This window comes from Paenibacillus sp. JMULE4 (assembly GCF_013337105.1).
Taxonomy (GTDB): Bacteria; Bacillota; Bacilli; order Paenibacillales; family NBRC-103111; genus Paenibacillus_G; species Paenibacillus_G naphthalenovorans.
The window spans coordinates 347,383-373,111 of record NZ_SGWF01000020.1 but is presented as its reverse complement, the minus strand read 5'-3'; the positions used below and the strand labels follow the sequence as shown (position 1 = coordinate 373,111).

Here is a 25,729-nt window from a genome sequence, read left to right as displayed (position 1 = left end):
TAAAGGATTGAATCTGTTGCGGCGGTTAGTCTTGAGCAGGTTCGCTGCCAAGTGCCAACGGCACATGTATTTTAGTGTGCATATTCTTATGAGGAGCTAAATTTCTTTTGAATATCCTGATCGAATACAAAAATGCTCATGCCTACATCTTTATCCAAATCAATATCCAGAAACAAATCGAGGAACTGTGCCCCAAGAAGCTCTTCCATTTCGACAGGACGGTTGGTCCGGTACATTTCCTTGATCATTTCGGTCCGGGCTGTACGAAGCGCATGCTTGCCGTCGCTTGCGGAAGCAATAAATTTCTCTACGGGGGACAGATGCCCTTCCATTTCGCAGATCGCCCAGTTTTTGCAGAAAGTGGTGCGAATCTCACGAGGTCCCTTTCCTATATGGCGTTTACGAAACGCCCTCACCAAATTACTGAATTCGGCTTCTGTTTTATTCATTCCGAACAGCTCCGTTTTGTGGCAACGTTTTCTCCAAATCTATTTTAGCATGCACGGATAGCTGTTTCAAGATAAAAAAGGCCATTTCGACTCAAACGGAGACGTTGCTCTTGATTGAGCCGCCTGGGTGGGTTACGATGAGAAGGGGAATAACGTCAGTTGCCCGAATGGCTGGATTTGGTGCGGAAATCATCATGAACAGGCCATATATAAGAGGAAACGCATTGAATTATTATACTTTCGAATGTATAATAATACATAGTTTTTATGTGGAGGGAACGGAACCATGTCTACGAAATTAAGAGCGGCCATCGTCGGTTCGACGGGCTACGGGGGGGTAGAGCTCATCCGGCTTTTGCTGGCGCATCCGCATGTGGCCATCACTTCGGTGATCTCGTCTTCCAACGCCGGGGCGTCGATCGCGGACGGATATCCGCATTTGAATCAAATCCTGACCGATAAGCTGGATGCCGTGGATGTCGATTTGATCCGGGAGAAGGCGGATGTTGTCTTTCTGGCGACGCCGCATGGCGTAAGTACGGAGCTGTCGCCGAAGCTTGTCGATGCGGGGTTGAAAGTGATCGATATCTCCGGTGATTTTCGTCTGAAATCCGGCAGGGATTACGAAGCCTGGTACAAACACAAGGCTGCGGATCCCGCTTATATCGCAAAGGCGGTTTACGGATTGGCCGAGGTCCTCGCCGATGAGATACGGGGGGCTGAGTTTATTTCGAACCCTGGCTGTTACCCGACCGCCACGCTGCTGGGGCTGGCGCCGATTGCAGCGAGCGGTTGGATGGATCCGAAATCCGTCATTGCGGACGCGAAATCGGGCGTGTCGGGAGCGGGCCGCGGGCTTAGTCTGACGGTTCATTATTCGGAAATTAATGAGAATTTCCTCGCCTACAAAGTAAATAAGCATCAGCATACGCCGGAGATTGAGCAGACGCTGAGCCGTCTGGCCGGTGAAGAGATCGTCATGACATTTACGACTCACCTTGTTCCGATGACAAGGGGAATCCTGTCGACCATTTATGTAAACCTGAAAGAACGCCGCAGCGAGGACGAGATATTCGATCTTTACCGCAAATACTACGAGGGACGCAGATTCGTCCGTATTCGTGACAAAGGCAAGTATCCGGCCACGAAAGAAGTATGGGGCTCCAATTATTGCGATATCGGTTTGTCCCTTGATCCGCGGACGGGTCGTTTGACGATTATATCCGTTATAGATAATGTTGTAAAGGGCGCGGCCGGGCAGGCGGTCCAAAACTTGAATTTGATGATGGGCTGGGATGAAGCGACGGGTCTTGCATTCACCCCGGTGTATCCATAACGCGCTAAGGAACGGTGAGGAGAAGGATGGCTATGTTAGGCAAGGATTCGTTCGTGATCTTATCGGAAGGGTCCGTAACGACACCGAAAGGATTTCGGGCAGGCGGACTGCACTGCGGTCTGAAAAAGACGGAGCGCCACGATCTTGGCGCCATCGTGTGCGAGGTGCCGGCGCAGGCTGCAGGCGTGTATACGCTGAACCAATTTCAGGCGGCGCCGCTGCGCGTGACTCAAGAGAGCATTGCGCAAGGAGGTACCCTGCAGGTGATGCTCGTGAACAGCGGGAACGCGAACGCATGCACCGGTCAGCAGGGAGAAGACGATGCCCGTGCCATGCGAACGGCGGGCGCCAAGGCATTCGGCGTCGCCGAGCATCTGGTCGGCGTCACGTCTACAGGCGTGATCGGCGAGCTGCTGCCGATGCCCAAGGTGCTAAGTGGGATCGAGAGGCTGCCGGGCGAGGTGAAGGCTGACGGCGGGGACGATTTCTGCCAGGCGATTCTTACGACGGATCTGGTGAAAAAGGAGATTTGTGTCAGCCTGACCGTGGACGGCCGTACGGTCCATATCGCCGGCGCGGCGAAGGGCTCGGGCATGATTCATCCGAATATGGCAACGATGCTCGGGTTCATGACGACGGATGCGAACATCGATAGCGCACACCTGCAAAAGCTGCTGAACGAGGTTACGGATTCCACTTTCAATATGATTACAGTGGACGGCGATACGAGCACAAACGATATGGTCGTTGTCATGGCAAGCGGCCTTGCGGGCGGAGAGAGCCTGACACCGGAGCATAAAGACTGGCCGGCGTTTGCGGCAGCCTTCCACTATGTCGGTGAATATTTGGCCAAAGCGATCGCTCGCGACGGCGAAGGCGCGACCAAGCTGATCGAGGTAACGGTGAGCGGCGCGGCATCCCGGGAAGCGGCGCGCGCCATCGTCAAAACCGTGATCGGCTCGAGTTTGGTGAAATCCGCCTGCTTCGGCGCCGATGCGAACTGGGGACGCATTATTGCGGCCGTCGGCCGTGCGGGGCATCCGGTGCAAACGGAGACGGTAGACATCCGCCTTGGCGACATTGTCGTGCTGACGCAGTCGCGTCCGGTGAAATTCGATGAGGAACGGGCGGCCGAATATCTGAAGGGCGAGTTCGTGCAAATCCATGTGAATCTGAACATGGGTAACCATACCGCCACCGGCTGGGGCTGCGATTTGACGTATGATTATGTAAGGATCAACGCAGCTTATAGGACATAGTGCGTACATATACAAATAAAAGAGTATTTTTGCGGCCTGGACTGGAACGGGAAAGGGCACGGCCGATCAAAAAGGGGAAACGGTTCGGATGAGCAATTGTTTTGTAATGAAATGCGGCGGCAGTACGCTGGCGGCGCTGCCGGATGTTTTTTTTGAGGATTTGAAAAGGCTGCAGGAGGAAGGCCTGATTCCGGTCATCGTCCATGGCGGAGGTCCGGCCATATCGGACACGCTGGGAAAGCTCGGCATTGAGACCGAGTTCGTGAACGGCCTGCGCCGGACGAACGAAGCCGTACTGGATGTAGTCGAAATGGTGCTTGCGGGACAAATTAACAAAGAGATTGTCCGCAAAATCCAGCGCTCCGGAGCTAAAGCGCTTGGCCTCTCCGGAGTCGACGGCCACCTGATTCAAGCGGCGCCTGTGGCCAACGCTGATGAGGTCGGGCTTGTCGGCGATGTAATGCATGTGAACGCTGAGCTCGTACAGGGTATCGTGGACATGGGTTATATACCGGTCATCGCGCCTGTAGGTATTGGAGCCGACGGCGGCCAGCGCTACAATATCAATGCGGACACGGCGGCAGGGGCGGTAGCGTCTCATATCGGCGTGGAGCGGATGATCGTGGTAACGGACGTTCCGGGAATTATGAAGACCGTAGACGGAGAGAAAAGGGTGCTGCCCTCCGTGACGGTGCAGGAAATCGATGAAATGATCGCAAGCGGCGAAATTTACGGCGGAATGATCCCGAAAGTGCGCGCGGCGGTGCAATGTATTCAAGGAAAGGTGCGCGAGGTTGTGATCGTCAACGGAGCTGAGCCGCAAGTGCTGAGCAAAGCGCTCAAGGGCGGCGGCATCGGAACGCGCATCGTCAGGCAATAAAGAACCTTTTTGAAGGATGAAGGAGTGAACGACATGGGAGAGTCTCAAAGCGCATTGTTTCCGAACTACGGACGTTACCCGCTCACATTTGTGAAGGGGGAAGGCAGCAGGCTGTGGGATGAGAACGGCAAAGAATATTTGGACCTGATGTGCGGGCTGGCGGTGACCAACCTGGGCCATGCTCCGAAGCAGGTGAAGGAACGCCTGAAAAATCAAGTCGATACGCTCTGGCATACGAGCAACGTGTTTCACATCCCGGATCAGCAGAAGCTGGCGGAGCTGCTGGTCGCTAACAGCTGTGCGGATGCGGCGTTTTTCTGCAACAGCGGAGCGGAGGCGAACGAGGCGGCGATCAAGCTGGCGCGGCGTTACTTCCAGAAGGTCATCGGCAAGCCGGAACGTTTCGAGATCATCACCTTCCACATGTCGTTCCATGGACGGACGCTGGCTACGCTGACGGCGACTGGTCAAGACAAAGTGAAGGAAGGCTTCGCTCCGCTTCCGGAAGGCTTCGTGTATGCGCCTTTTAACGATGCGGAAGCTTTGGAAAAGCTGATCGGCGACAGGACATGTGCGATTATGCTGGAAATGGTGCAGGGGGAAGGCGGCGTGAATCCGGCGGATCCGGCATTCGTCAAACGGGTCGCGGAGCTGTGCGAGCAGCACGGATTGCTGCTGATCGTTGACGAAATTCAGACCGGTATGGGCCGTACAGGCAAGCTGTTCGCCTATGAGCATTACGGCATCGAGCCCGATGTGTTCACACTGGCCAAAGGCCTCGGCAGCGGCATGCCGATCGGCGCGATGCTCGGTAAAGAGAAGCTGCGCGAAGCGTTTTCCGCGGGGAGCCACGGCTCCACGTTCGGTGGCAATTATTTGTCCACTGCGGCAGGGGTTGCTACGGTGGAGACGATACTCGAGGAGAAGCTGCCGGAGCGGGCGGCGGAGCTTGGCCAATACGTTATCGGCGAGCTGGAGCAAAAGCTGGCGGGCAATCCGCTTGTACAGCAGATTCGCGGATTGGGACTGCTGATCGGTATCGGGCTTAACCGGCCGGCGGCGGAGCTGATTAGCGAGCTGCATGCGGAGGGCATACTCGTCGTATCGGCAGGACCGAACGTGATCAGGTTGGCTCCAAGCCTCTTGATCTCAAAAGAAGATCTGGATCGCGGCATTCAGGCGATCTGCGGCATTTTAGCGAAAAAGGCCGGGGCTGCGGTTTAATATCAGCTGGTATCACGGATAAACAGAAAGGGGATGTATCCATGCCGGGAGCAACTGAACAGGATATGGCGGTTCAGCTTAAAGGACGCGATTTCATCGGGTTGGTGGATTATGCACCAGAGGAGATTGAATATTTAATCCATTTGGCGATTGAATTGAAAAAGAAGCAAAAAGCAGGAGAGGTGTACCAGCCGCTCAAAGGAAAGACGCTCGGGATGATTTTCGAGAAGTCTTCCACTCGGACCCGGGTTTCTTTTGAAGTCGGGATGTATCAGCTGGGCGGTCACGCCCTGTTCCTCAGCAAGAACGATCTGCAGATCGGCCGCGGGGAGACGATTCACGATACGGCGCAGACGATGTCTCGGTATCTCGACGGCATTATGATACGTACGTACGCCCACCGCACGGTGATCGAGCTGGCCCGGGGGGCTACCGTCCCTGTGATTAACGGCTTGACGGATCTGTCGCATCCTTGCCAGGCCCTGGCGGATTACCAGACGATCTTTGAGAAAAAAGGCCGTTTGCAAGGGCTCAAAGTAGCTTATATCGGCGACGGGAATAATATGGTACACTCTCTGTTAATGGGTGCGGCTAAGCTCGGCGTGAATTTTGCGGTGGCGACGCCGGAAGGTTATGAGCCGGACAAGGAAGTGCTTGAGATGTCCCGTGATATGGCCTCAAAGATGGGCGCCAGCATCTACGTAGGCACAGATCCCAAGGAAGCGATTGCGGATGCCGATGTCGTATATACGGATGTTTGGGCGAGCATGGGCTTCGAGGCGGAGCAGAAGGAGCGGGAGATCGCGTTCAAGCATTATCAAGTGAACGATGAGCTCGTGAAATACGCGAAAAAGGATTATCTGTTCATGCACTGCCTGCCGGCGCATCGCGGGGAAGAAGTTTCCGAGAGTGTCATTGACGGGCCGAATTCGGTCATTTTCGATCAGGCAGAAAACCGTCTGCACGCGCAAAAAGCGGTCATGGCTGCAATTATGTAGAATTAGCTTAAGGGAGCGGAAACGAATGGCAAAGCAAAAAATTGTTTTGGCGTATTCAGGCGGTTTGGATACGTCGATCATTTTGAAATGGTTGAAGGAAACGTACGATGCGGAAATTATCGCTTTTACAGCCGATATCGGGCAGAAGGAAGAGCTTGACGGGCTGGAGGAAAAAGCGCTGAACACAGGCGCCTCCAAGGTGTACATCGATGACCTGCGCGAAGAATTTGCCCGCGACTTTATTTATCCCATGTTTCAGGCGGGTGCGCTGTATGAAGGTCAATACCTGCTCGGCACAAGCATTGCGCGTCCATTGATCGCGAAGCGGATGGTCGAGATCGCCCGTGCGGAAGGTGCTACAGCGATTGCGCACGGCGCTACAGGCAAAGGGAACGACCAGGTTCGTTTCGAGCTGGCGGCTGCTGCATTGACTCCGGACATCGAAGTCATTGCGCCTTGGCGCTTGGAGCAGTTCCGCGAGCAGTTCCCGGGACGCGCAGAAATGATTGCTTATGCGGAAAAGCACGGCATTCCGGTTACGGCATCGGCTTCCAAACCCTATTCGATGGACCGCAATCTGCTTCATATCAGCTATGAGAGCGGCGTATTGGAGGATCCGTGGTTTGATGCCAGCGCACCTTCGAATAAAGACATGTACCTGCTCAGCGTGGATCCGGAGGATGCTCCGGACCAAGCCGAGTATGTCGAGCTGGAATTCGAACAGGGCAACTGTGTAGCCGTAAACGGCGAACGGATGATTCCTCTTCATGTGATGGAAAAGCTTAACGAGCTTGGGGGCAAGCATGGCATAGGCCGCGTGGATATGGTGGAAAACCGCTTTGTCGGCATGAAGAGCCGCGGCGTGTATGAAACACCGGGCGGTGCAATCTTGTTTACCGCGCACCGCAAAATGGAGTCGCTCACGATGGACCGCGAAGTCATGCATTTGCGTGACTCGCTGATTTCGCGTTACGCATCGCTCGTGTACAATGGCTTCTGGTTCGCGCCGGAGCGTCTGGCTTTGCAGGCGCTCGTGACCGAAAGCCAGAAGAACGTAAGCGGTACGGTTCGTCTCAAGCTGTACAAGGGAAATGTCATTGCTGCCGGCGTGAAGAGTCCGGTGAGCTTGTACAATCCGAACATTGCGACGATGGAAGCCGATCCGACGCAGGCTTACAATCAAGGCGACGCTACCGGCTTTATCCGCCTGAATGCGCTGCGTTTGCGCGTCGCTTCCGGCGTAGAGCAGCAGAAAGCAGGAAAATAAATTGCAATGCGGTTAAGAGCTTAGGGTTTTCCGCCTTTGGAAAGCCCTAAGCCTATATATGAGGAGGGGCAATGTTGTGTCTAAGCTTTGGGGTGGACGTTTTACGAAAAAAACAGACCAACTGGTGGAAGAATATACGGCTTCAATCCTGTTCGATAAGGAACTCGCTGAGGAGGACATTCAAGGCAGCCTTGCGCACGTGACGATGCTGGGTAAATGCGGGATTCTTCCGGAGGAGGACGTAGACAAAATCAAAGACGGTCTGCTGAAGGTACAGGGCATGATTCGCCGCGGTGAACTGGAGTTCTCGATCAGCGATGAGGATATCCATATGAACATTGAGAAGGCATTGATCGATGAGGTCGGTTCCGTCGGCGGTAAGCTTCATACCGGGCGCAGCCGGAATGACCAGGTAGCGACGGATATGCACCTGTGGCTGCGCAAGCGCGTTGTCGAATTTGTCGGGCTTTTGAACAAAGTGCAGGAGGCGCTTATCGAGCAGGCCAAACAAAACCTGGATACGATTGTGCCGGGCTACACACATTTGCAGCGGGCGCAGCCGATCTTGTTCGCTCATCATCTGATGGCGTATGTTTCGATGTTCCAGCGGGATATCGAGCGTTTGCAGGAAAGCTACAAACGCGTCAACATGCTGCCGCTTGGGGCCGGGGCTCTGGCCGGGACGACATTCCCGATCGACCGCCATTTTGTTGCGCAAAAGCTCGGTTTCGACGGGGTATACGAAAATTCGCTTGATGCGGTTAGCGATCGCGACTTTATTCTTGAGTTTTTGTCGAACGCTTCGATGATTATGATGCATTTGTCGCGGCTGAGCGAGGAATTCGTGCTGTGGTCCAGTACCGAGTTCCGTTTCATCGAGCTGGACGACGCCTTCTGTACCGGAAGCAGCATTATGCCGCAGAAGAAAAATCCGGACGTGGCCGAGCTTGTGCGCGGCAAAACGGGCCGTGTGTACGGCAATCTGTTTGGTCTCCTGACGGTACTCAAGTCGCTCCCGCTGGCCTACAACAAGGACATGCAGGAAGACAAGGAGGGCATGTTCGACACGGTTCGCACCCTGCAGGGCGCTTTGCAGCTGTACGCTCCGATGATTGCCACGATGAAGGTGAACAAGGATCGGATGCGGCAAGCGGTGAACCAGGACTTCTCCAATGCGACCGATATCGCCGATTATTTGGTGAACAAGGGCATGCCGTTCCGTCAAGCGCATGAAGTGATCGGCAAAACGGTGCTCTATTGCATTCAAAATCAAAAGTACCTGCTTGACCTGAAGCTGGAGGAGTTTCATCAATTCTCCAAGCTGTTCGATCAGGATATTTACACCGTACTGCAGCCGGAGAGCGTCGTGAACGCGCGGAACGTATACGGCGGAACGGCGGAGGCTCAGGTGGCCGGGGCGATCGAGCGTGCGGAAGCCGCTCTGGCCGGATCGAACGCATGGTTTGAAGAGTATTACGAGAAAAGCAGATAATAGCGGAAATCGTTTAACGGGGGCGCCCCGGCCGGATCATTGGCCGATGGGCGCCCCATCAATGTGCCGGCAAAGGTCGTTCCAGGCGTGTACCGCGGCTGCTTGCCGGATCACGGAGCAGGGGGGCATAAACGTCAGCCAAGCGCCTCGGCCGGTGTAATGCTTTCAAGTCATTAGAGCCCGATCTTCTACCGGAAATGGGGACCCTGGACGCCATCCTCGATCAAAAGCTTGGGCTTGTCGGCCCCGGGATCTAGCGAAGAACGGTCGCTTGTGCCCGTTCCGCTATTGGAGGCGATGATCGTGGGCTGAGCGGTATAGGTGTCGCGCGAAAGCTTCTCTTTGGAAACCAATCTGCCGTTTTGTTTCTTGTAGCGATAGGTTTCGACGATATAACCGGGCTTACCTTTGGATATTGTCTCCTGTACGCCGATTTTCAGGGAAGGATTCAGCACGTATTTGACTGGAGGAGCAAGCGTCGCCACCGTTTCCGATTTGACCTCATACGTGATGTCCGGCGGTGTTTGGCCGAATAACTTCACTGTCAGGCTGTGACGGTCCGTTGCTGTTCGGATGAGCACTGCATGCTCCGTGCTGTTGCGGAACTTGAAATTGATATGTCCGCTTGCAAAGGTAGCATCCTGACCCAGCGGTACATAGCTGACCGGCAGGGAGTGGTTTCGCCGTTCCACGACGGTAAGCCCGGCTCTCAGTACGGCGTTGTACAGCGTGGACGATACTTGGCATATGCCGCCGCCGATGCCGGGGACGAGCTTGCCATTGACAATGACCGGCGCTTCCTTGAAGCCGAACCGTTTTTCCGTTTGCTCGATATAAGGAGCATAGTCGAACACTTCACCTGGCTTTAGCAGGACATCCTGAAGCGAAGCTGCCGTAGACCGGACGTTGTGAACCCGGCCTTCACTGCTGACGGCGGGTGACTGGGTATTGGGGAAATTCGTTGTAAATTCACTGATTTTTCGAATGATTCCCTGCTCCTGCAGCGTACGCAGCGTAATTTGGGGATCTACGGTCCGCATGGGAACATCTAAGGAAAGCGGCTGATTCTCCGATCCGCACAGCGTCTCCCAGGAAGAGAGTAACTTTTCCAGCTGCTCCTTCAATTTCTCTTCGTCGATGTGCTGTACCCGGATTTCCGGGATGTGACGAATCGTGTCATCCGGTCCAATCACCCGCCGGGCATTGATCGGCTGACGGGCATATACCTCGCGGAAGGCCTCCTTCAAGGCTCCTTGCACTTTCTCTTCCGGGAAGCGGGGAATCAGCGTCAACACTTCATGACGAAGGCGCCAGCGATAAACCGCCCGCTGAAAAGGCGATCCGTAGGTTAGCGGCTCGAGCCGGGCAAGCACCTCCTGCGTATTCATTTCCAGTCCGAGCTGCTGCAGCGTACGTTCAGCGGACAGGCGTCCACCTTCGACATGTAACCGAATTTTGAATGCCGAAAGGCTTTTCTTTTTTTCCTCCAACTGCTTTTCGAATTCGGGCAGGGTCAGACCGCCGATGACCCAATCTCCGACCCTCACATCGCTTGGAATGCGCTGCAGCGAGCCATAAACGGCAACGGTCAGGAAGGCGGATAAGGATAGTGTCAGGACACTAATCCACAGCCAGACCAGACGTGAATTTGTAAAGGCCATCCCCAAATCTCCTTTTTTGAAAACTCAACCGTTTCCCTTCATATAATTATGCGGCCAAGCCCAAAAACTTGCCTCAAACATCACGGGCCTGGCTTAGAGCCGCGGCGTCGGAAGATGACGGGTTATGCCCGGAATCGTCGAATTGGCGATCGGCCTGCTCATAAATAACGGACGATACAACAATTTTTTGATGAATGTGACAATCTGTAGAAAAACAAAAACTGTATAAAGGATTTTGCGTTTCTATGTCGAACTTAATAAGTCTGGTAGAAATCTGTCCTTCTTCCTAGCTCAAGCTTGCCCGTTGAATGGGGTAAAACTCGCAAAATTCAGGATGTGATACCGTGATCGAAATGCAAGACGTTTGGAAGACATATCCAGACGGAAGTCACGCCTTACAAGGCATCAGCGTCAAGGTAGACCAAAGCGAATTTGTTTATGTCGTTGGCCCGTCCGGTGCCGGCAAATCGACTTTCATGAAAATGATTTATAGGGAAGAAAGGCCTACCAAAGGAACAATTTTCGTGAATGGCTTCAATTTGGAAAAGCTGAAACAGCGCAAAATCCCGTATGTCAGACGAAATATTGGCGTCATTTTCCAGGATTTTCGTCTGCTGCCCAAACTTACGGTATTTGAGAACGTGGCTTTTGCGATGGAGGTTATTGAGGCGCCCAAGAAAGTCATCAAGAAGCGTACGCTCGAGGTGCTCGAGCTGGTCCGCCTGAAAGATAAAGCAAACTCGCTTCCGACACAACTGTCTGGAGGGGAACAGCAGCGCGTGGCTATTGCCCGGGCAATAGTCAACAAGCCATCAGTCATTATTGCCGATGAACCGACAGGAAACCTCGACCCTGACACATCGTGGGAAATCATGAAACTGATGGAGGAGATTAACTTTCGTGGAACCACGATTGTGATGGCAACACACAACAGAGAAATCGTCAATACGATACGCAAGCGGGTACTGGCTATCGAGTCCGGCAGGATCGTGCGTGATCAAGCGAGGGGTGAATACGGCTATGAAGATTAGCACGGCCGTAAGGCATCTGCGGGAGGGCGGAAAGAATGTCATCCGCAACGGTTGGATGTCGTTCGCTTCGATCAGTTCGATTGCCATTTCTTTGTTTATTTTAGGAGTTTTTCTGCTGTTAACGCTGAATGTTAATTTCCTGGCCCAGCAAATCGAACAGCAGGTGGAAATTCGCGTTTACATGGAAGTGAACACACCCGATCATGAAATCAATCTGCTTCAGAGCCAAATTGCGGCTATTCCGCAAGTCAATAAAGTCACTTTCGTATCCAAAGAAGAAGGACTTGTCTTTCTTCGGGAAAAGCTTGGCGAGAGCGGCCGCCAACTGCTTGAAGGCTTTGACGGGGATAACAACCCGCTGAACGACTCGTTTACCGTCGAGGTATCGGAGCCCAGACAAGTGGCCGCTGTGGCACAGCAAATCAGCAGTCTCAATAACGGCAAGCCGGAAAAACCGATTCAGCGCGTCAGCTATGGCCAAGGAACAGTGGAAACGATGTTCAAAATCACGTCCATTGTCCGCAACATAGGGCTTGTTATTGTCGTCGGGCTGGCTCTGACCGCCATGTTCCTTATCGCCAATACCATCAAACTGACGATTGTGGCCCGCCGGCGCGAGATATCGATTATGAAGCTGGTTGGGGCTACCAATGCTTTTATCCGGTGGCCGTTCTTTATTGAAGGGGCGCTGCTCGGTATGATCGGTTCGTTAATCCCTGTAGTCATTCTGCTCTACGGTTATTGGCAGATGATGCAGTCGATTCAACTCGATTTGAACCTGATGCTCATCGAATTGCTTCCTTTTGAAAGCATCCGTTGGGAAACCGCGGGTCTCTTGATCGGCATAGGTGTTTTGATTGGCATATGGGGCAGTACGATTTCCGTTCGGAAATTTTTGAAGGTATAACGGTTAAAACCACCAAGACTTGACTGAGATGATGAAGAGTCGGAGGAGGAGCTGTATTGAAGAAGTCTCTACTGCCACTTGTCGCAGCTGCCGGTTTATTGGGCACCTTGCTTGTACCGCAGTCCGGTTTTGCTCTATCGGAGTCGCAGCGGATTCAGCAGGAACTCAATCAGTTGAAAAAAACAAAATCGGCTATTCAGCAAAAAGCTGCGCAAACGGAAAAGCAAATCGCACAAGTACAGCAGGAGAAGCAGCAGACCGCAAATGATCTCAATACCATCTTGCAGCAAATCGATTCAACGAACAAAAAGCTGAATGAGCTGCAAGACCAGGAGGACAAGGTCACCGCTTCGCTTGAGGAAAATGCCGCCCAGCTGGATGAAGCCGAAGCGCGCATTACTTCCCGAGACCAAATGCTCAAATCGCGATTGCGGCTTATGTATATGAACGGCGTTGTCTCTTATGTCGATGTATTGCTCAGCTCGACCAATTTTACCGATTTTCTCGACAGGCTGTATGCGCTGAAGTCCATCGTAAATCAGGATAAGGAAATATTGGAAGCGAACAAGCGCGATCGCGATCTCGTTGCGGAAAAGCGCAAAGTCATTGAAAAGCAGTTTGCTGAGATTGCCAATTTAATCGCCCAATCGACGGCGATCAAAGCGGAGCTTGAAGTCAAAGAAAAGGAGAAGCAAGTCAAAATCGCGAGCTTGTCCGATCAGGAGCGAATACTTGAAGATATCAGCCAGGAAGAAGAGCGGCAAATGCTGAAGTTAGCCAGGGAGGAAGCGGCGAAGCAGCGGTCGTACCAGCAGGCAAGGGCAAGGGAGCTGGAGCAGCAAAGAGCGGCATCAGCGTCCAAGCAGGGTCAAAATTACGCTCCGGCATACACTTACAGCGGAGGTAAGTTTGCCTATCCGCTGCCGAATGTCGTTCGGATGTCATCCGATTTCGGAACGCGTACCGACCCGTTCACAGGACGCAAAACAACGCACAGCGGAATTGATCTTCCTGCCCCGGCCGGCACGAGTATTCTGGCTGCAGAAGATGGTGTAGTCATTTTGGCTGGTTGGTGGAGCGGCTACGGAAATACGGTCATTATCGATCATGGCAAAGGTGTCTGGACATTGTATGGACACATCCGTAACGATGGTATTGTTGTCAAGAAAGGCGATTCCGTCAAACGCGGGCAGAAGATTGCCGAGGTCGGCTCTACGGGCCGATCTACGGGAAACCATCTGCATTTTGAAGTGCGGGTTAATGAATCGACTGTCGATCCAAAGCCGTATTTGCGCTAATCCAGCTGTTCATAAATAGGCAGAGCTTGTCATACACTAAAAAGACAAGTTTTGTAAGAAGCAGGGAACAGCAAAGGCGGTGTGGAAACGGAAATGAATTTCAAAGGGCGAACGGTACTGGTATTCGTTTTGTTGTCGATGTTTGCCGGCAGCATTATGACGCTTACGATAGTGCATCCGTCCATTTTTGCTTCGGTCGGGAAGGAAGCGGGACTGCAGACGGATGTTCAATCGGGGCTGACGGGCAAGGATATCTCCAAGATCGCAAAAACGTACCAGTTGATTGAGAGCAAGTTTTTAACGGAGGTTGATCGCGAGAAGGTTGTGAACGGGGCCATTAACGGCATGCTGTCCACACTGGAGGATCCGTTTACGGTGTACATGGATCAAAAGGAAGCGGAGCAGTTTGATGAGAATATCACCTCATCGTTCCAGGGAATTGGCGCGGAAGTGACCTCTGAGGACGGAAAAGTGGTCATTGTCGCCCCGATTAAAGGGTCTCCCGCGGAAAGGGCGGGACTGCATGCCAATGACGTCATCGTTTCGGTGAACGGTGAGAAGCTCGAGGGACTGTCCCTGAACCAGGCGATTATGAAAATTCGCGGTCCGAAGGGGACGCAGGCCAAGCTCGAGATTTTGAGAAGCGGGTCGCCCGAACCGATACCTGTCATCGTCGTACGTGACGACATCGATGTGGAGACGGTCTATGCGGAGATGCTTCCGGGACAGATCGGGAAAATCGAAATTCGTCAATTTGCAACCAATACGGCCGAACATTTTAAAGATGAATTGAAAAAATTGGAAGATCAAGGCATGAAAGGCCTGATTATTGATGTAAGAAACGATCCGGGGGGCTTGCTCTCGGCGGTGGTGGAAATCGTAGAGCCTTTCATCCCTAAAGGCAAGACGATCGTTCAAATCGAAAACCGAAAGGGAGAACGTGAAGAAACGAAGTCCAAGGGGACAGGAAAACCTTATCCGGTTTCGGTGCTGATTAATAAAGGCAGCGCCAGCGCATCGGAAATATTGGCCGGAGCACTTCACGATTCGGCAGGAAGCAAGCTGATCGGCGAAAACACCTTCGGCAAAGGTACGGTACAAGTGAACTTCGAGAAGGAAATGGGTGACGGCAGCAATATCAAGATGACCGTCTATAAATGGCTGACGCCAAACGGGACATGGATTCATAAGAAAGGAATCGAACCCAATATTGCCGTAGAACAGCCGGCCTATTTCAAGGTTGCACCGCTCAGTAAAAAAGAGACGCTGAAGCCGGATATGAACAACGAGGACATCAAAAATCTGCAGATCATGCTGCAGGGGTTGGGCCTGAATCCCGACCGTACGGACGGGTACTTTAGCGACAAAACGGCTCTCGCAGTCAAAGCGTTCCAGCGGATGAACAACCTTCCGGTGACCGGGGAAGTAGATACGGCCACGGCCGGAAAGCTGGAGAAAGCAATTTTGGAAGCGATCCGCGATACCAAGAACGATCTGCAGCTGAAGGCAGCCGTGGAGCATATGCATTCGGTCATCAAATAGGCATTCGGCGGTTTTCGATGTCGGCAAATTCCGGTCGATGGCAGGAAAAGCGAAATCGGCGTCGAAATGGTATTAAGAAGGCGGGCTTGAGGAATGAAGCCCGGCCTTCTTGTCTTTATGTTTCAGAAAAGATGTCGGCATGGTGCAAGACATCAAGATGACAAACGCTCGTGTTCTTCAAAGAACACCGGAGCCGTTTATCCTTATTTGGCGAAGGAGCAGGCCATGAATTGGGTTATGGAATTGGGCGTTCAAGGGCTTCATGCTCTGTTGCAATTGTTCATGCACCCATTTTATTACACAGGAATATTGTTTATCCTCTTACAATACCGCAGGCAAATTGCGTTTGAACGCAAGCTTTTCTCCACTAAGCTTCACTCGCTTCTTTCGGAGACCTGGCGAACCGTACTGTGGGGTTGGATCGGCGGCATCGCCGCTTCTGTTGTCATGGCGGGAGTGGGAGCAACGATCGACCCTGAGGCGGTAATTCTGATCTGGTTGATCTCTTTGCTGCTGATTTTGATACGCGTGCGGTTTTTGTGCTGGGCTTACGCTATCGGCGTCATCGGCGTGCTTCAGGCGATTGTATTGGCGGTTCCGGCTTTGCAGGACAGCAGTGCGTCCTGGGCTTGGTTCACGGCACCATTGCTTGCAGTGAATATGCCGTCCATGCTGGCGCTTATTGCCATACTCCATTTGGTCGAGGCGATGCTTATACGCCGTCAGGGAGCGCGATTCGGTACGCCGATGTTTTTCGAGAGCAAGCGGGGTAAAATCGTCGGCGGATACCAGCTTCAAGGATTTTGGCCGGTGGCGCTGTTTTTGCTGGTACCCGTGCAGAACGGCGGAGTTGGACCGCTTCCGTGGACACCGCTGCTTGGGGGAGATTTATGGAATAGCGGCTGGACCGTCATTGGCTTTCCCGTTATGATCGGTTTTACGGAGATGACCATGTCAAGGCTTCCGAAGGAAAAGATCAAGGTCAGCTCGAATTGGCTTGTGTTGTATTCCGCAGTGCTGCTGCTGCTTGCGGGAATGACAGCGCTGTGGCCTGCGTTCACGGCTGCCGCCTGCTTGCTGTGCATTGCCATGCACGAAGCGTTGATCGCCTACAGCCGCTGGGATGAAGCAAAGAGAGCACCATTGTTCGTACACAGCAGCAAGGGCCTTAAAATATTGGGGATTTTGCCTGGTAGTCCGGCTGAGGAAATGGGGCTTGTCGTGGGGGAAATCGTTCATAAAGTGAACGGTGTGCCTGTACGAACCAAACAAGAGCTTCATCTGGCCATGCAGCAAAATTCGGCCTTCTGTAAGCTGGAGGTATTGAATTTGGCGGGAGAGAGCAAATTTTTGAAACGGGCGGTGTTCTCCGGGGATCATCATCAACTGGGAATCATTCTGGCTCCGGATCAGGACGCGTTATACTACGCGGAGGAGAAGCAGACCTCGATTTGGGCCTACTTTAGGCGTAAACCTGCAGGCTTGAATAACAATAAGCGAAATTCAGAGTCGATGTAAGAAAAAGAAACGTAAGAAAGGCGTTCCTAATCTCCTGCTGCAGCAGGAGATTAGGAACGCCTTTCGGTGTTCATGCCTTCAAGGGGTCGATTTTTCCCTCAGCACGACGATTTCTACGCGACGGTTTTTGGCGCGGTTCTCCGGCGTGTTGTTATCCGCCACCGGCCGGGTATCCGCATACGAGGTCGAAATAAACTTTTTTTCGTCAAGTTTTGCATGATTGACGAAATAGCGCAGAACCGATAATGAACGGGCTTGGGATAATCCCCAATTATCCCGAAAGACCGAACCGGTCGCCAGCGGCAGATTGTCCGTATGTCCTTCGATACTAATGGTCGCATCCAGCGAAGGGAACAGACTTGCCAGCTGATTCAGGATCGGGAAAGCGGCGGGCTTCAGCTCGGCGTTGCCCAGATCGAACAGGAACAGGTCGTTTAACGTAATGGCGACCCCCCGAGGAGTGTCGGCCGCTGAAATTTGGGTCTGAAGCTGGTGTTCATCGATATAGGCTTGAATTTGCTCCAGCAAATTCTCAAGCTGCTTTTCTTCATGCTCTTTTTCCTGCTGCTCGCGCTTCGTTTCGTCCGATCCGCCTTTGGCCGGGTTGGCTGCACCCATGACACCTTCCCCCTGCTGCATGATCGAATCGGCTTTGAGAAATTCCGATTTCAGCGCCTGCGACAATACATCATATTTCTTGGCATCTATTTTACTCATGGCGTACATTACGACAAAGAAAATCAGCAGCAGTGTAATCAAATCGGCATATGTGATCAGCCAGCGTTCATGATTCTCCTGCTGCTGGTGTTTGCGCCTATTTCTCCTCGCCATCGCTGTCACCTGCACTTGCGCCTTCAACGGTTTTGTTCTCCCGATGAAGGAAGGAATTCAGTTTTTTCTTGATCAGCTGGGGATTTTCTCCGGCTTGGAGCGCCAAAATACCCTCAAGCATTAGTTCCATTACAGCGATGGTTTCTTTGCTGCGGGTTTTGATTTTGTTGGCAATCGGCAGGTAAATCACATTGGCTGTAGCAACGCCATATAACGTAGCGGAGAAGGCAATGGCGATCGCAGGACCCAGAGAACCGGGATCGGACAGGTTCCCGAGAACATGGATAAGACCCATCACGGTTCCGATAATTCCCATGGTCGGCGCGAAGCCTCCCGCCGCTTCGAACATTTTGGCCCAGCCTTCGTGCCGGTGTTCCAGCGCGTCCATTTCCAGCTCGAGAATCTGCCGTGTTAATTCGGGATCGGTTCCGTCAACGACCATGACCAGACCCTCCCGCAGAAATTCGTTCGGGTGCTCCAACGCCCGCTGCTCCAGAGAGAGAACGCCTTCTCTTCTCGCGGAGGTAGCCATGTCGACAAGCTCTTCTATGATCAACGAAGAATCGGTTTTGGATTCTTTGAAGGCCATATTCAGGGCCTTGCCGATTTGTTTTAACTGGGACATCGGAAAGCTGACAATGACCGCACCGATCGTGCCCCCGATGACAATTAATGCCGCGCTGGGGACGAATAGCGCCTCTACATGCCCTCCGTCCCAGATGTACCCTCCGATCAAAGCTCCTAAACCGATAAGAATTCCAAGAACTGCAGTGATATCCATGATTGGTTCCACCCCTAGATTTTCTTGTATAATAGCCATATCGCGGTTGATTGGTTTAGCGGTGTAAACGTTCCTCATTGGAAAAAGAGGAAATGGAAGCCATTTGCAACAAAGAGGGAAAAAAGGTATAATATATGGGAACAAATATTCCTATAGCAAAAATTGTACGGACAGCATCGAATCTGTGCGTTTGGTGCCTATATATTTCATCGGAAACAGTCAAATAAAAGTTTATATAGAGAACTCTTTTCCATGAAGCGGGTGATGAGATGAACGAGGTAGTGGTAAGCGATAAGAAGTTTCAGCTGGTATCGGAATTCGAGCCTCAGGGAGACCAGCCGGAAGCGATCAGGCGTCTGGTGGAAAGCATTCGTTCGGGACAGAAACACCAAACACTGCTAGGAGCGACGGGCACAGGCAAAACGTTTACGGCGGCTCATGTTATTGCCCAGTTGAACCGGCCTACGCTGCTGATTGCTCACAATAAGACGCTCGCTGCGCAGTTATGCAGCGAGCTGCAGGAGTTTTTCCCGAATAATGCAGTATCGTATTTTGTAAGCTACTATGACTATTATCAGCCCGAGGCGTATATCCCGTCGACAGACACTTACATCGAGAAGGATTCCAGCATCAACGAAGAAATTGATAAGCTGCGGCACTCCGCTACGAGTTCCTTGTTTGAACGCAGAGATGTGATCATCGTGGCCAGCGTGTCCTGTATTTTCGGTCTCGGTTCGCCAATGGAGTATCGCAATTTGGTTTTGTCGCTGCGGGTGGGGATGGAACGCTCCCGCAATGAAATTCTGCATCGGTTGATCGATATTCAATATCAGAGAAATGATTTTAACTTTGTCCGCGGCACATTCCGTGTCCGCGGTGATGTCATTGAAATATTCCCGGCTTCACGGGGGGAACAGGCGGTTCGCATCGAGTTATTCGGAGACGAGATCGAACGGATTACGGAGATCGACGTGCTCACGGGAGAAATTATCGGCCAACGGGATCACATCGCCATTTTTCCGGCATCGCACTTCGTAACCCACGAGGATAATATGAAGCGGGCGCTCGTCAATATTGAACGGGAGCTGGAGGAACGGCTGGCCGAGCTGAGAGGACAGGGTAAGCTGCTGGAAGCCCAGCGGCTGGAGCAGCGTACACGCTATGACATTGAGATGATGCAGGAAATGGGCTTTTGCTCGGGCATTGAGAACTATTCCGGTCCGCTGACATTCCGCGAACGCGGAGCCACACCATACACGCTGCTGGATTATTTTCCGGACGATATGCTGATCATCGTTGATGAATCCCATGTCACGCTTCCGCAGATTCGGGGCATGTACAACGGCGACCGGGCGCGCAAGGAAGTATTGGTGGAGCACGGCTTCCGGCTTCCGTCGGCGCTGGATAACCGGCCTCTCCGATTCGAAGAATTCGAACAAAAGATCAATCAGATCTTATATATATCGGCTACGCCGGGACCGTACGAAATCGAGCACTGTCCGGAAATGGTCGAGCAAATCATCCGGCCCACCGGACTGGTGGATCCGGAGATCGACGTCAGACCCACGAAGGGCCAAATCGACGATCTGGTCGGAGAAATTCAGGACCGCATCAAGAAGGACGAACGCGTGCTGGTGACGACGCTGACTAAGAAAATGGCGGAAGATTTAACCGACTATCTCAAAGAAATCGGCATCAAGGTGCGCTACCTGCATTCGGATATCAAGACGCTGGAGCGCATGCAAATCTTACGGGAACTGCGGCTTGGCGTATTCCACGTGCTGGTAGGGATCAACCTATTACGGGAAGGACTTGACCTTCCGGAGGTGTCGCTGGTGGCCATACTCGATGCGGATAAGGAAGGCTTTCTTCGCGCCGAACGATCGCTTATTCAGACGATTGGCCGCGCTGCACGGAACGCGAACGGTCGTGTCATCATGTACGGCGATAAGATCACAGACTCCATGGCCAAAGCGATTCAAGAAACCGAACGCCGCCGCCGCATTCAGATGGCATATAACGAAAAGCACGGCATAACGCCGCAAACGATACAAAAGAAAGTGCGCGATGTGATTGAAGCGACGAAAGTCGCCGAGCAGAAGACGGAATATTTGGCGGATATCAAGCAGACCAAGATGTCCAAGAAGGACCGGATGTCGTTGATCGAACGGTTGGAGAAGGAAATGAAGGAAGCAGCCAAAAACCTGCAGTTCGAACGCGCGGCAGAGCTGCGCGATGCTGTGCTTGAGCTGAAGGCGGAGCTGTAACGAAGGGAAGGGTGGACAGGCGCGTGGCCAGAGACAATATCGTAATTAAAGGCGCGAGAGCGCACAATCTAAAAAATATCGACGTCACCATACCGCGGGATAAGTTCGTCGTACTTACGGGGCTTAGCGGCTCTGGCAAATCTTCGCTAGCATTCGATACGATTTATGCCGAAGGACAGAGACGGTACGTAGAGTCTCTGTCCGCCTATGCACGGCAGTTCCTGGGTCAGATGGATAAGCCGGATGTCGACTCGATCGACGGATTGTCACCCGCCATTTCGATCGACCAGAAAACGACAAGCCGAAATCCGCGTTCCACGGTCGGAACGGTAACCGAAATCTATGATTATCTGCGCCTGCTGTTTGCACGTATTGGACGCCCGCATTGTCCGGTGCACCACATCGAAATTACTTCGCAAACGGTTGAACAAATGGTCGACCGGATCATGGAGTATCCGGAGCGGACAAAGCTGCAAATTTTGGCGCCGATCGTCTCCGGACGTAAAGGCGAGCATACGAAGCTGCTAGCGGAGATTCAAAAGCAGGGCTTTGTACGGGTGCGGGTCAACGGTGAAATCCGGGAGTTATCGGAATCGATTACGCTGGAGAAAAACAAAAAACACAATATTGAAGTCGTTGTCGACCGTATTGTGGTGAAGGCAGATATCGAGACCCGCTTGGCAGACTCATTGGAGACCGCGCTGAAGCTGGCGGAAGGCCGCGTTATCGTCGATGTGATGGAACAGGAGGAGCTCTTGTTCAGCCAAAATTTGGCCTGTCCGGAATGCGGCTTTAGCATCGAGGAGCTGGCGCCGCGGATGTTTTCGTTTAATAGTCCGTTTGGTGCTTGCCCCGAGTGTGACGGTCTCGGACAGAAGATGGTGGTTGACCCCGAGATGCTCGTGCCAAACCCGAGGCTGACGATCCGCGAAGGGGCTTTTGAAGCATGGGCCGGCAGCACCTCCAACTATTACCCGCAGTTTTTGGCGGCCGTGTGCGAACATTACGGAATCCCGCAGGATAAGCCGGCTGCCGAGCTCAGCAAGGACCATATGCAGAAGCTGCTTTACGGAACGGGCGGGGAAAAGGTGCGCTTCCGTTACGAGAATGATTTTGGCCATAAAAAAGAAGCTATGGTCGCCTTTGAGGGAATTGTGCACAACCTGGAGCGCCGTTACCGGGAGACGTTCTCCGACGGCATTCGTGAGCACATCGAAACGTATATGAGCGCGAAGGCTTGCGGCAAATGTAAAGGACACCGTCTAAAGCCTGAGTCGCTCGCAGTCTTCATTAATTCGAAAAACATTTCCGATGTAACGTCGCTGTCCATCGGCGAGGCACAGGAGTGGTTTGAATCGCTCACCCTGACCGACCGGGAGCTGCAGATCGCACACCTGATCCTTAAAGAAATCAAAGCAAGACTCGGTTTCCTGGTGAATGTAGGGCTGGATTATTTAACGCTGCATCGCGCGGCAGGCACCTTATCCGGCGGGGAAGCGCAGCGGATCAGGTTGGCTACGCAAATTGGCTCCAGCTTAATGGGCGTGCTGTATATTCTGGACGAACCGAGCATCGGTCTGCATCAGAGGGATAATGACCGGTTGATCAAGACATTGGAGCACATGCGCGACCTCGGCAATACGCTGATTGTGGTAGAGCATGACGAGGATACGATGCTGGCTGCGGATTATATCATTGACATCGGACCGGGGGCGGGCATTCACGGTGGCAGGGTGATCTCTCAAGGCACGCCGAAAGAGGTCATGGAGGATCCCAACTCCCTGACGGGGCAATATCTGAGCGGCCGCAAGTTTATCCCGATTGCGGCGGAGCGCCGTAAGCCTAACGGCAAGTGGCTGGAAATCCGGGGCGCCAAAGAAAATAATCTGCGGGGTGTGAATGTCAAGATTCCACTGGGCGTGTTCACCTGCGTGACTGGCGTTTCGGGCTCGGGCAAGAGTACGCTGATCAATGAGATTTTGTACAAAACACTGGCCAAAGAGCTAAACGGGGCCAAGGTGCGTCCAGGTGAATATAAGGAGTTTAAAGGGCTGGAGCATATCGATAAAGTCATTGACATCGACCAGTCTCCGATCGGGCGGACGCCCCGTTCCAACCCGGCTACCTATACGGGCGTGTTCGACGATATTCGTGATCTTTTCTCGGCGACGAACGAAGCGAAGGTACGGGGCTACAAGAAAGGCCGGTTCAGCTTCAATGTGAAGGGCGGACGCTGCGAGGCTTGCCGCGGCGACGGGATTATCAAAATAGAAATGCATTTTCTGCCGGATGTCTATGTTCCGTGCGAGGTGTGCAAGGGCAAGCGGTACAACCGGGAAACACTGGAGGTCAAATACAAGGGGAAAAGTATTTCGGATGTACTGGAGATGACCATCGAGGACGCCTGCGAGTTCTTTAAAAACATTCCTCGTATCCACAGGAAGCTTCAGACATTGCTGGATGTCGGGCTCGGATATATGAACCTTGGACAGCCTGCTACGACACTTTCGGGCGGCGAAGCGCAGCGTGTGAAGCTGGCTGCAGAGCTCTACCGGCGCAGTACCGGCAAGACGATCTATATTCTCGATGAACCGACTACAGGCCTGCATATCCACGATATCGACCGTCTGCTTAAAGTGCTGCACCGTTTAGTGGAGAACGGCGATTCCGTACTTGTCATCGAACATAATCTTGATGTGATCAAGACGGCCGATTATATCATCGACCTCGGACCGGAGGGCGGAAATCGCGGAGGAACGATTGTAGCTACCGGTAAACCGGAAGATATCGTAAACGTCGAAGCCTCCTATACGGGCAAGTATTTAAAACCGATTCTTGAACGGGACACCGCCCGTTCGGAGGATTACCGTCAGCGGTTGAAAGAGATGGAAGACGCAGTGGTGTAACGATGCCTTCGGAAGCCATTTATTGAAGGCAGATGACAGGAAGGGCTGACCCTTTAAGTGAAATGCTCACTTATCGGGTTACCCCTTTTTCGTGATGTTCGACTGGACGTTGATAACTTTTTTCCCGTCGATCCCCTTTCGCTGCGGGACTAAATGCCTAACATTGAATTTCGGCATGTCCGAACGTTATAAATATTAGAAGAAATGGACATTTTATATTTACGTGGAAGGTTCAAGAAATCACGGCCGCATTTGACCCTTTTGGGGCGGCACGTCAATGTCTCCGGCATACAACCGGTGAACAGATGGTTTTAACGAAATTGGAGTTGGAATTTACCGGTGAAAAGTTGACAATCTTGTTACATTTGAGGTTTTATGCCTTTTGCAAAACGCTCTGCGGATAAAATCGCTTGCACATCCGGACGAGTCAAGATAAGATAGAAACTAAGCATTTTTGTATATTGAAGGAGGTCTCTCCATGTTTTTGGCTGAAGAGGCAGCAGCTACAGCAAGCAAATTTACCGGATTCGATCCATTTGTAATTTTGTTTACGATTATTATCGCCATTGGCTTGGTACGTCTGCTGGCTGCACCTAAGAAGAATCCTTTTGCCATTGGTTTTACGATCGTAAGCTTGTTGGTTTTTTTAACTTTGGACGTTGTCATGGTGATGGGTTGGTTGGGTAAATTGTAAGTATACGTTTCACAAACATAAATAGAGACGTATCAAAGGCAGTGCTCAGGCACTGTTTTTTTTGTTGTTCGAAACTTTCCGTACATCAAAAATAAGATGCGGTCTCCGCCTGCTGCAGGCCAAGCCGCACCTCTTAGTGATTTTAGCCTATGTTATACCCACCACATCTCGCCGAGCGGCTCTTTAATCAGCACTTGCTGCAGATTTTGAACGGCTTTGGTGAAGCCTTCTTCGATCGACATGAGTCCGTCTTCGTGCTCAATGCTGACCACGTAATCGTAGCCCGTAAGACGCAGCGCGCTGATGATATCCGCCCAAGTCTTGATGTCGTGTCCGTAACCAACGGTACGGAACTGCCAAGCACGGTCCAGCATATTCGTGTATGGCTGCATATCGGTTACACCGTAGCGGTTGACGTTGATCGGGTCAATGGTTGTGTCCTTGGCATGGAAATGGTGAATGGCACCGGCACGTCCGAGAATTTGAACCGCTTGCACGGGATCGATGCCTTGCCACCACATATGGCTCGGGTCAAGGTTCGCGCCGATGACCTCCCCTGCCGCTTCGCGGAGACGAAGCAGGGTTGCCGGGGTATGAACGGAGAATCCGCCGTGAAGCTCCAGACCGAACTTGACGCCGCGGTCGGCTGCGTACTTACCGGTTTCGGTCCAGTACGGAATGACTTTATTGGTCCACTGCCAGTCCAAAATTTCTTGATAATCCGGCGGCCATGGAGCAACAGGCCAATTCGGATACTTGGCGTCCTCGGAATCTCCAGGGCACCCGGAAAATGTATTGACAACGGGAACCTCCAGTTTTTGCGCGAGATCAACGGTCTTGAGGATCGCCTCATGGTCGGCCTTGGAAATCGCTTTTTGCGGATGCAAAGGATTCGCATGGCAGCTTAAAGCGCTAATGATGAGTCCGCGGGATTCCACCGCTTTTTTGAATTCCTTTAACTTGCTTTCGTCTTTCAGCAGCACGTCAGGATTGCAGTGAGCGTTACCGGGATAGCCTCCCGTACCGAGCTCTACAGCCTCAAGGCCTTGGGCTGCGATGTAATCCAGAGCCTCTTCCAGAGGCTTTTGTTGGAACAATACCGTAAAAACGCCTAATTTCATGGGACACCTCCGAAAAATATTGGAAATGAACGCGTGTACAACATAACGTTCCATCCAAATTATATCATTGAATCCAGGCAACGCAAACTTTTTTAGTTTAGGAAGTAAAAGTTTATCGGTTAGCGTAAAAAGGTTCACAATGGACATCATATGTGGAATAAAATGCAATTCGACAAAAAAATTTACAGCGTTCCTGTTTTTTTGCACCCGGCGAAGTTTAATATAATATTGTTTCATGAAAAACAGTGGTTTGGATAACTGGAATGA

At 52.3% G+C, this 25,729-nt stretch carries 20 protein-coding genes; 15 read left to right on the top strand and 5 right to left on the bottom strand.

Going from position 1 to position 25,729, the window contains the following annotated elements; all coding sequences use genetic code 11:
- Window positions 1–86 precede the first annotated feature (86 nt).
- On the bottom strand, window positions 87–449 hold the full coding sequence (locus EXW96_RS24595; RefSeq protein WP_062410123.1) for a Na-translocating system protein MpsC family protein: 363 nt from the start codon (window positions 447–449) through the stop codon (window positions 87–89).
- Window positions 450–735: 286 nt separating this feature from the next.
- Here EXW96_RS24595 and argC point away from each other — a divergent pair, with 286 nt between their 5' ends.
- The 7 genes from argC (at window position 736) to argH (ending at window position 8,905) form a co-directional block, all read left to right on the top strand.
- Window positions 736–1,785 (top strand): N-acetyl-gamma-glutamyl-phosphate reductase, encoded by a 1,050-nt coding sequence (gene argC, locus EXW96_RS24590; protein ID WP_174351634.1) that lies wholly within the window; start codon window positions 736–738, stop codon window positions 1,783–1,785.
- A 26-nt stretch (window positions 1,786–1,811) separates the two neighbouring features.
- The gene (gene argJ / locus EXW96_RS24585) at window positions 1,812–3,044 is read left to right on the top strand and encodes a bifunctional glutamate N-acetyltransferase/amino-acid acetyltransferase ArgJ (RefSeq protein ID WP_054817656.1); all 1,233 of its coding nucleotides are present in this window, start codon (window positions 1,812–1,814) and stop codon (window positions 3,042–3,044) included.
- Between the two features lie 88 nt (window positions 3,045–3,132).
- Window positions 3,133–3,924 carry an acetylglutamate kinase gene (argB, locus tag EXW96_RS24580; protein WP_174351633.1) on the top strand — a complete coding sequence of 264 codons (792 nt, stop codon included), beginning with the start codon at window positions 3,133–3,135 and terminating at the stop codon, window positions 3,922–3,924.
- 33 nt (window positions 3,925–3,957) lie between these two features.
- On the top strand, window positions 3,958–5,148 hold the full coding sequence (locus tag EXW96_RS24575) for an acetylornithine transaminase (protein WP_174351632.1): 1,191 nt from the start codon (window positions 3,958–3,960) through the stop codon (window positions 5,146–5,148).
- Window positions 5,149–5,189: 41 nt separating this feature from the next.
- Entirely contained in the window at window positions 5,190–6,146 is a 957-nt protein-coding gene (gene argF, locus EXW96_RS24570; protein WP_062410119.1) for an ornithine carbamoyltransferase, read from the top strand.
- Between the two features lie 25 nt (window positions 6,147–6,171).
- Window positions 6,172–7,413 carry an argininosuccinate synthase gene (locus EXW96_RS24565; RefSeq protein ID WP_062410118.1) on the top strand — a complete coding sequence of 414 codons (1,242 nt, stop codon included), beginning with the start codon at window positions 6,172–6,174 and terminating at the stop codon, window positions 7,411–7,413.
- A gap of 76 nt (window positions 7,414–7,489) precedes the next feature.
- Entirely contained in the window at window positions 7,490–8,905 is a 1,416-nt protein-coding gene (gene argH / locus EXW96_RS24560) for an argininosuccinate lyase (RefSeq protein WP_062410117.1), read from the top strand.
- Between the two features lie 188 nt (window positions 8,906–9,093).
- On the opposite strand, the gene EXW96_RS24555 is transcribed toward argH, so the two are convergent.
- On the bottom strand, window positions 9,094–10,566 hold the full coding sequence (locus EXW96_RS24555) for a VanW family protein (RefSeq protein WP_174351631.1): 1,473 nt from the start codon (window positions 10,564–10,566) through the stop codon (window positions 9,094–9,096).
- Between the two features lie 344 nt (window positions 10,567–10,910).
- Here EXW96_RS24555 and ftsE point away from each other — a divergent pair, with 344 nt between their 5' ends.
- The 5 genes from ftsE to EXW96_RS24530 all read left to right on the top strand — a co-directional run bounded on the left by ftsE (window position 10,911) and on the right by EXW96_RS24530 (window position 16,862).
- Entirely contained in the window at window positions 10,911–11,597 is a 687-nt protein-coding gene (ftsE, locus tag EXW96_RS24550; RefSeq protein WP_054817654.1) for a cell division ATP-binding protein FtsE, read from the top strand.
- Entirely contained in the window at window positions 11,587–12,504 is a 918-nt protein-coding gene (gene ftsX / locus EXW96_RS24545; RefSeq protein WP_054817653.1) for a permease-like cell division protein FtsX, read from the top strand. The genes ftsE and ftsX overlap by 11 nt, the downstream gene beginning before the upstream one ends.
- 56 nt (window positions 12,505–12,560) lie before the next feature.
- On the top strand, window positions 12,561–13,802 hold the full coding sequence (locus EXW96_RS24540) for a murein hydrolase activator EnvC family protein (RefSeq protein WP_174351630.1): 1,242 nt from the start codon (window positions 12,561–12,563) through the stop codon (window positions 13,800–13,802).
- A 93-nt stretch (window positions 13,803–13,895) separates the two neighbouring features.
- Entirely contained in the window at window positions 13,896–15,344 is a 1,449-nt protein-coding gene (locus EXW96_RS24535) for a S41 family peptidase (protein WP_062410113.1), read from the top strand.
- Window positions 15,345–15,569: 225 nt separating this feature from the next.
- Window positions 15,570–16,862 carry a PDZ domain-containing protein gene (locus EXW96_RS24530; protein ID WP_174351629.1) on the top strand — a complete coding sequence of 431 codons (1,293 nt, stop codon included), beginning with the start codon at window positions 15,570–15,572 and terminating at the stop codon, window positions 16,860–16,862.
- Window positions 16,863–16,940: 78 nt separating this feature from the next.
- Here EXW96_RS24530 and EXW96_RS24525 read toward each other — a convergent pair whose 3' ends face one another.
- Window positions 16,941–17,693, bottom strand: a complete 753-nt coding sequence (locus EXW96_RS24525) for a flagellar motor protein MotB (protein ID WP_062410112.1) — start codon at window positions 17,691–17,693, stop codon at window positions 16,941–16,943.
- A complete protein-coding gene (locus tag EXW96_RS24520; RefSeq protein ID WP_062410111.1) occupies window positions 17,677–18,474 on the bottom strand; it encodes a flagellar motor protein in 798 nt (265 codons plus the stop codon). Before EXW96_RS24520 ends, EXW96_RS24525 begins: the two co-directional genes overlap by 17 nt.
- 269 nt (window positions 18,475–18,743) lie before the next feature.
- On the opposite strand from EXW96_RS24520, the gene uvrB reads away from it, so the two are divergent.
- The 3 genes from uvrB (at window position 18,744) to EXW96_RS24505 (ending at window position 24,341) form a co-directional block, all read left to right on the top strand.
- On the top strand, window positions 18,744–20,741 hold the full coding sequence (gene uvrB, locus EXW96_RS24515) for an excinuclease ABC subunit UvrB (RefSeq protein ID WP_054817652.1): 1,998 nt from the start codon (window positions 18,744–18,746) through the stop codon (window positions 20,739–20,741).
- Window positions 20,742–20,764: 23 nt separating this feature from the next.
- The gene (gene uvrA / locus EXW96_RS24510) at window positions 20,765–23,647 is read left to right on the top strand and encodes an excinuclease ABC subunit UvrA (RefSeq protein ID WP_174351628.1); all 2,883 of its coding nucleotides are present in this window, start codon (window positions 20,765–20,767) and stop codon (window positions 23,645–23,647) included.
- A gap of 478 nt (window positions 23,648–24,125) precedes the next feature.
- Complete coding sequence (locus tag EXW96_RS24505) at window positions 24,126–24,341, top strand: hypothetical protein (RefSeq protein ID WP_062410109.1); 216 nt, start codon at window positions 24,126–24,128, stop codon at window positions 24,339–24,341.
- 152 nt (window positions 24,342–24,493) lie between these two features.
- Here EXW96_RS24505 and EXW96_RS24500 read toward each other — a convergent pair whose 3' ends face one another.
- Window positions 24,494–25,462, bottom strand: coding sequence for a sugar phosphate isomerase/epimerase family protein (locus tag EXW96_RS24500; protein WP_054820282.1), 969 nt, complete (start codon window positions 25,460–25,462; stop codon window positions 24,494–24,496).
- Between the last annotated feature and the right edge of the window lie 267 nt (window positions 25,463–25,729).

What these genes read in the sequence shown, in the direction of transcription:
- EXW96_RS24595 (WP_062410123.1), bottom strand. Translation starts at nt 449, where the DNA reads ATGAATAAAACAGAAGCCGAATTCAGTAATTTGGTGAGGGCGTTTCGT.
- argC (WP_174351634.1), top strand. Translation starts at nt 736, where the DNA reads ATGTCTACGAAATTAAGAGCGGCCATCGTCGGTTCGACGGGCTACGGG.
- argJ (WP_054817656.1), top strand. Translation starts at nt 1,812, where the DNA reads ATGGCTATGTTAGGCAAGGATTCGTTCGTGATCTTATCGGAAGGGTCC.
- argB (WP_174351633.1), top strand. Translation starts at nt 3,133, where the DNA reads ATGAGCAATTGTTTTGTAATGAAATGCGGCGGCAGTACGCTGGCGGCG.
- EXW96_RS24575 (WP_174351632.1), top strand. Translation starts at nt 3,958, where the DNA reads ATGGGAGAGTCTCAAAGCGCATTGTTTCCGAACTACGGACGTTACCCG.
- argF (WP_062410119.1), top strand. Translation starts at nt 5,190, where the DNA reads ATGCCGGGAGCAACTGAACAGGATATGGCGGTTCAGCTTAAAGGACGC.
- EXW96_RS24565 (WP_062410118.1), top strand. Translation starts at nt 6,172, where the DNA reads ATGGCAAAGCAAAAAATTGTTTTGGCGTATTCAGGCGGTTTGGATACG.
- EXW96_RS24555 (WP_174351631.1), bottom strand. Translation starts at nt 10,566, where the DNA reads ATGGCCTTTACAAATTCACGTCTGGTCTGGCTGTGGATTAGTGTCCTG.
- ftsX (WP_054817653.1), top strand. Translation starts at nt 11,587, where the DNA reads ATGAAGATTAGCACGGCCGTAAGGCATCTGCGGGAGGGCGGAAAGAAT.
- EXW96_RS24535 (WP_062410113.1), top strand. Translation starts at nt 13,896, where the DNA reads ATGAATTTCAAAGGGCGAACGGTACTGGTATTCGTTTTGTTGTCGATG.
- EXW96_RS24530 (WP_174351629.1), top strand. Translation starts at nt 15,570, where the DNA reads ATGAATTGGGTTATGGAATTGGGCGTTCAAGGGCTTCATGCTCTGTTG.
- EXW96_RS24525 (WP_062410112.1), bottom strand. Translation starts at nt 17,693, where the DNA reads ATGGCGAGGAGAAATAGGCGCAAACACCAGCAGCAGGAGAATCATGAA.
- EXW96_RS24520 (WP_062410111.1), bottom strand. Translation starts at nt 18,474, where the DNA reads ATGGATATCACTGCAGTTCTTGGAATTCTTATCGGTTTAGGAGCTTTG.
- uvrB (WP_054817652.1), top strand. Translation starts at nt 18,744, where the DNA reads ATGAACGAGGTAGTGGTAAGCGATAAGAAGTTTCAGCTGGTATCGGAA.
- EXW96_RS24505 (WP_062410109.1), top strand. Translation starts at nt 24,126, where the DNA reads ATGTTTTTGGCTGAAGAGGCAGCAGCTACAGCAAGCAAATTTACCGGA.
- EXW96_RS24500 (WP_054820282.1), bottom strand. Translation starts at nt 25,462, where the DNA reads ATGAAATTAGGCGTTTTTACGGTATTGTTCCAACAAAAGCCTCTGGAA.